This window comes from Spiroplasma endosymbiont of Megaselia nigra, from assembly GCF_003987485.1.
Taxonomy (GTDB): domain Bacteria; phylum Bacillota_I; class Bacilli_A; order Mycoplasmatales; family Mycoplasmataceae; genus Spiroplasma.
Genome location: NZ_RCOO01000087.1, coordinates 1 through 4,735, shown reverse-complemented (window position 1 = coordinate 4,735; position 4,735 = coordinate 1). Strand labels below are relative to the sequence as shown.

General features: G+C 28.3%; 6 protein-coding genes. All 6 read left to right on the top strand.

Annotated elements, in window-relative coordinates:
• Positions 1-1,195 (top strand): VirB4 family type IV secretion system protein (locus D9R21_RS04450; RefSeq protein ID WP_206609235.1); only part of this gene is annotated, 1,195 nt, incomplete at its 5' end.
• 11 nt (positions 1,196-1,206) lie between these two features.
• Complete coding sequence (locus D9R21_RS04445; protein WP_126821262.1) at positions 1,207-1,797, top strand: type IV secretion system DNA-binding domain-containing protein; 591 nt, start codon at positions 1,207-1,209, stop codon at positions 1,795-1,797.
• A 48-nt stretch (positions 1,798-1,845) separates the two neighbouring features.
• On the top strand, positions 1,846-2,724 hold the full coding sequence (locus D9R21_RS04440) for a TraM recognition domain-containing protein (protein ID WP_126821261.1): 879 nt from the start codon (positions 1,846-1,848) through the stop codon (positions 2,722-2,724).
• A 645-nt stretch (positions 2,725-3,369) separates the two neighbouring features.
• The gene (locus D9R21_RS04435; RefSeq protein ID WP_126821260.1) at positions 3,370-3,603 is read left to right on the top strand and encodes a pentapeptide repeat-containing protein; all 234 of its coding nucleotides are present in this window, start codon (positions 3,370-3,372) and stop codon (positions 3,601-3,603) included.
• Between the two features lie 233 nt (positions 3,604-3,836).
• On the top strand, positions 3,837-4,166 hold the full coding sequence (locus tag D9R21_RS04430; protein ID WP_126821259.1) for a hypothetical protein: 330 nt from the start codon (positions 3,837-3,839) through the stop codon (positions 4,164-4,166).
• The coding region (locus D9R21_RS04425) for a hypothetical protein (RefSeq protein WP_148108827.1) at positions 4,154-4,735 on the top strand (582 nt) is incomplete at its 3' end. The genes D9R21_RS04430 and D9R21_RS04425, both read left to right, overlap by 13 nt.

Here is a 4,735-nt window from a genome sequence, read left to right as displayed (position 1 = left end):
TTCATTAGCAAGTAGTTATCCGTTTGTGGCAACACCTTTAAATGATCCCCATGGGCAACTCTTAGGTACGAATGATATTGATGAACCGATAAGTTTTGAAATAAAACACCGCGATAGTTTCCGCAATAGTAGCAATGCTTTTATTGTTGGTATGACAGGGAGTGGAAAAACATTTAATGTTAAAAAGCAATTAAATTGATTATATTTAAATAATACAAAGTTATTTATTATTGACCCTGAACGGGAATACCACCAATTAGCCAATTATTATGGCGGTGAAATTATCCCCATTGGTAAATCAGATAAAGCAAGAATAAATCCGTTAGAGATTTTTTCAAATGATTTATTAGAACATATTTCGTTGTTAGAACAATGGTTTAAAATCTTATATCCGTCTTTAACGGATATTGATTTAAGTTTATTACAACAAACTCTTTTAAAATTATATAAAGATTTTAAAATTACAGATAAGATAGAATTAAATACTTTAAATGCTCGTGATTACCCTACTTTATCACATTTGTTTAATTTAATTGAAAAACAAGAAAAAAGCGAAAGTAATAAATCACATTTATACAATGTTTTATGAAAACTTTCCAAAGGAGCCGATGGTGCGTTGTGAAATGGAATAAGTACCTTATCGCTAAAAAGTGATTTGATTGTTTTTGATACTCACGAATTAACAACAAACAAAAACCGTCAAAACGCTCAATTGTTTTTAATGCTTTCCTTTTTAGATAAGGTGGTTAAACAAAACAAAGCCAAAAACCAAACATTACCAGTAGCTGAACAACAATGAATTTGTATTGCGATTGATGAAGCCCACTTGTTAATTAATGAAAATAATACCTTAGCGTTGAATTTCTTGTTTGAAATGACAAAACGCATTCGGAAATATAATGGTATTTTGTATATTATGACCCAAAATATCAATGATTTTATGGGTAATGCAAACATTAAAACGCAAGCCCAAGGAATAATAAACAACTTTTTATATCAATTCGTTCATCATTTAGCGCCAAGCGATTTACAAGATTATGATAATTTAATTTCAGCTAGCGGAAGATTAAACCAATATCAAAAAGATATTATCGCTAGTGCGCCAACAGGAACATGTCTGTTTTCGATTGGTGCTAATAACAGAATGCTGTTAAATGTTGAAGCAAGCGAAATAGAACAAGAAACTTTTAGTTAGGAGATAGATTTATGCGTAAAATAAAACAACATTATCAAAAACTTAATAAATTTCAAAAAGTAATCTTTTGATTATTTTTTGCTGTATTAATCTTTTTCTTGTTAGTTGCTTTAATTAATATTCCTATTTCGCTTGGCTATGCGGGGATAAAACTAAAAGCTATTACTTGGCAAACTTTTTCAACTGCATATGCAGAAGATATTTGCTTTAAAATTTCAGCAATTATTGGCATTATTGTTGTGTTTGTCGTTGCTGGTTTTATTGGTTATCAGAAATGACAACACTTTGATATGTTTGCGTACGAACAAAAAAAGAAAGCGAAAAGAAAAGAGCAAGAATTTAAACAAATTCCACAAGATAATTTGCTTAAATTAAACAAAAACTTTGGTTTAATTAAGTCAAATTTAACTCAGCATACTTTGTTGGTTGGAACAACGGGGAGTGGAAAAACAACGACATTAATGTTTTTGGTAAAACAATTAACTCAAATATTTAAACAAACTACAATTATTATTGATGGGAAGGGGGATATTGATTTAATTGGCAAAGTTAAACAATTAGACCCTAACGCCTTTATTTGAGAAATTGGCGGGACAACGTAATACAACCCTTTTGCAAATAAAAATAAAGTTATTTTAGCGGATAAGATAATGTCGTTGTTTGACTTTTCCGAACAGTATTATCAAAATTTAGCACATAATTATTTATTATTGTTGCTTGATATACTTTTAAAAAATAATATTGCTATTACTTTTGATAATTTAGTTAAATACTTTCCTATTAATGAATTAGAAAAAATAATTACTTTTAATGACAATAGTCATTCGTTATTATCAAATTTTAATGAAAAAGACATCAACGGTCTTTTTAATCAATTAAATGTTTATAACACACAACTAAACGATAGTTTGGGCAATAATAACAACTTGTTAGAATTGATTACTAAACATAAAACGATTTTGTTTAGTATTAATTCGTTAATGTATCCAAAACTAGCGTGTTCGGTTGGTAAAATCATTATCCAAGACTTTAAAGAATTAACTACTCTAAAACCAGTTAATCAAAAAATTAACATTGTTTTAGATGAGTTTAATGTCTTTGCTAGTGATACAATTGTCAACTTGATAAATAAGTCGCGTAGTTTTAATTATCAATGTTTCTTGTCATTTCAAACAACAAACGACCTAAAAACAAACAATATAAATTTAACAGACACTATCTTTGGGAATGTTAGCACTATTGTTTGTCATAACATTAAAGATCCAAATACAGCGGAATATGTAGCGAGTGTTTTTGGTACCCAAGAAACCGAAAAACTAACGCGCCAACTTGATTTTAAAAACAACACCGCTGATATGGGTTCGGTGCGTGCGGTGGATGAGTTTATTGTTCATCCGAACGACCTTAAAACCCTTAAAATTGGTGAATGCTATTTAAAAACAACGCTACCAAGTGGTAAGTTATTTATTAAAAAATCCCAAGTTTACCCCACTTGTTTAGATGGTTTAATTCAACACTTAAACAAATAAAAATGATATAATATAATTGGTTATCTTTAAAAAAGATAACTCCTTTCAATGATCTTTTTTAAATAAAAATGGGAATAGCATATTAAATGTGCCAATAGAAAACACCTTATTTCACTAAGGTGTTTTTATTTTTTTTAAAATATTTGAATATTTTAAAAATTTGCTATATAATAAATTTGTTAGCAACTAGATTGCTATTGACAATTAAAAACGGAAACACAATCTGATTTTGAACAAGTACTGTGTTTCCACTGACAATTTTAACATATTTTGTTTAACTTGGAATGTGTTGTATCAATTATTATAATATTGTTTGTGGAAATAGCGGTCTGTTATTTCCCTTTTTATTTGTTTATCCAAAAGGAGTGATAAAAAAATATTTTATCCGCACATTTGTGATAAAATAAACACAACTAAATAAAAAGAAGAAGATGCATCAACATCATTCTTCTATACACCTATTAAGGGTCTAACCAACCACTTAACTAGGGTTAATATATAATTTGCCTGAACCGCACATTTGTGGTGGTTCTTGGTTAAATTATAACATTTTTTTAATTTTTGTGTATAGGTAGAGTGATAAAAAGTCATCTACCTATTTTTTTATTTATTATTAAAATCTGAAATAAAAGGAGCAAATTTAAAATGAAAGATTTACAAGAATTAATTAAAGATTTAACAGGTATTAATGTTGAAGAATGAAAAATAAATAGATATTTACAAAATGAAAGATTAAATTTATCAAATACTAATTTAGTAGGTGTAGATTTATCAGATACTTATTTAAGACGCTCTAATTTAACTGGTGCTGATTTAAGAGGTATCAAAATCACTAAGAAACAATTAAATCAATTAACTATTATTGAGGAGAATGAATAATGACTATAACAGAATGAATTAAATTTAACAAACTTACCGAAGAAAATGAAACACTTAAAAAAAAGAACTTTGTTTGATAACCACTGAGTAAGAATTTAAACTAAAAATAATTATTAACCCTTATATCAGCATTGAAATAACCGAAAAGAATATTTTTGATTCTACATTTTGGAAAATATCAACGCTGATAAGGGGCTTAAATTCGCCCAAAACCACAGAAAGGAGAAACTTTTATGAGTATTAGTCGAAAAATCAAAAATAACAAAAGAAAAGACTTATCAGATTACTATGTAATTGATTATAAACAATGATGAAATGACATAAAATATAGGATAGAAAATAATATCTGCGATATTTGTGAAGATATGATAGTCGGAGAAAATCATTGCTCTTGTAATCGTTTTATCTGTAATGAACATTTTAATTTTAATAAAAATATTTGTTATTTTTGTTGTAATCCTGATAAAGTTATATCTCATCTTTGAGAATTTAGAAAATTTCAAGAAGCAATTGAAGAAAATGAAAATTTACCCTTAGAAAGGAAAACATTATGGAAAATTTAATTCAACAAGCAGAGCAAGTTAATTATCACTTTGTTAAATTGCCAACAGGTGGTCAGTTTAAAGTATTTAATCAGTTAGACAACCAAAAACATATGTGTAACTTTTTTGTCCATAAATCAGATATCTATAAACATACACCACTTTCAAATAAGGTTCGAGTTGGTGATAACTTTATCAGTGTGGCAAAAAAAGACATTCATGTCACAAAAACAGACCCTAACTGGTTTAATGTTGGCGTGCGTGTTTTTGGCACAAATCATATTTATTATTCCGACGGAACCCACATTAAAGCGACTGGGTGGGATGCAATGATTAAAACAAATATGTATAAATTTCATCACTTAAATACGTTGCGCCGTCAATTTGAAAAATGACAAGCAGTTGAACCTCGCCTTCGTAAGTTTAAAAACCGCGAAGAATTTTTGACTGACGTTGATAAAAAATACCAAACAGAACTACAAGCAATGGCAAAACAAAAAGCAGAATACCAAGCTTCAATCAAAGCTAAACATTCTGCAAAAATTACAAATTCAAACAGAGAAAATAATTCTCTTGTTGATGATTATAAC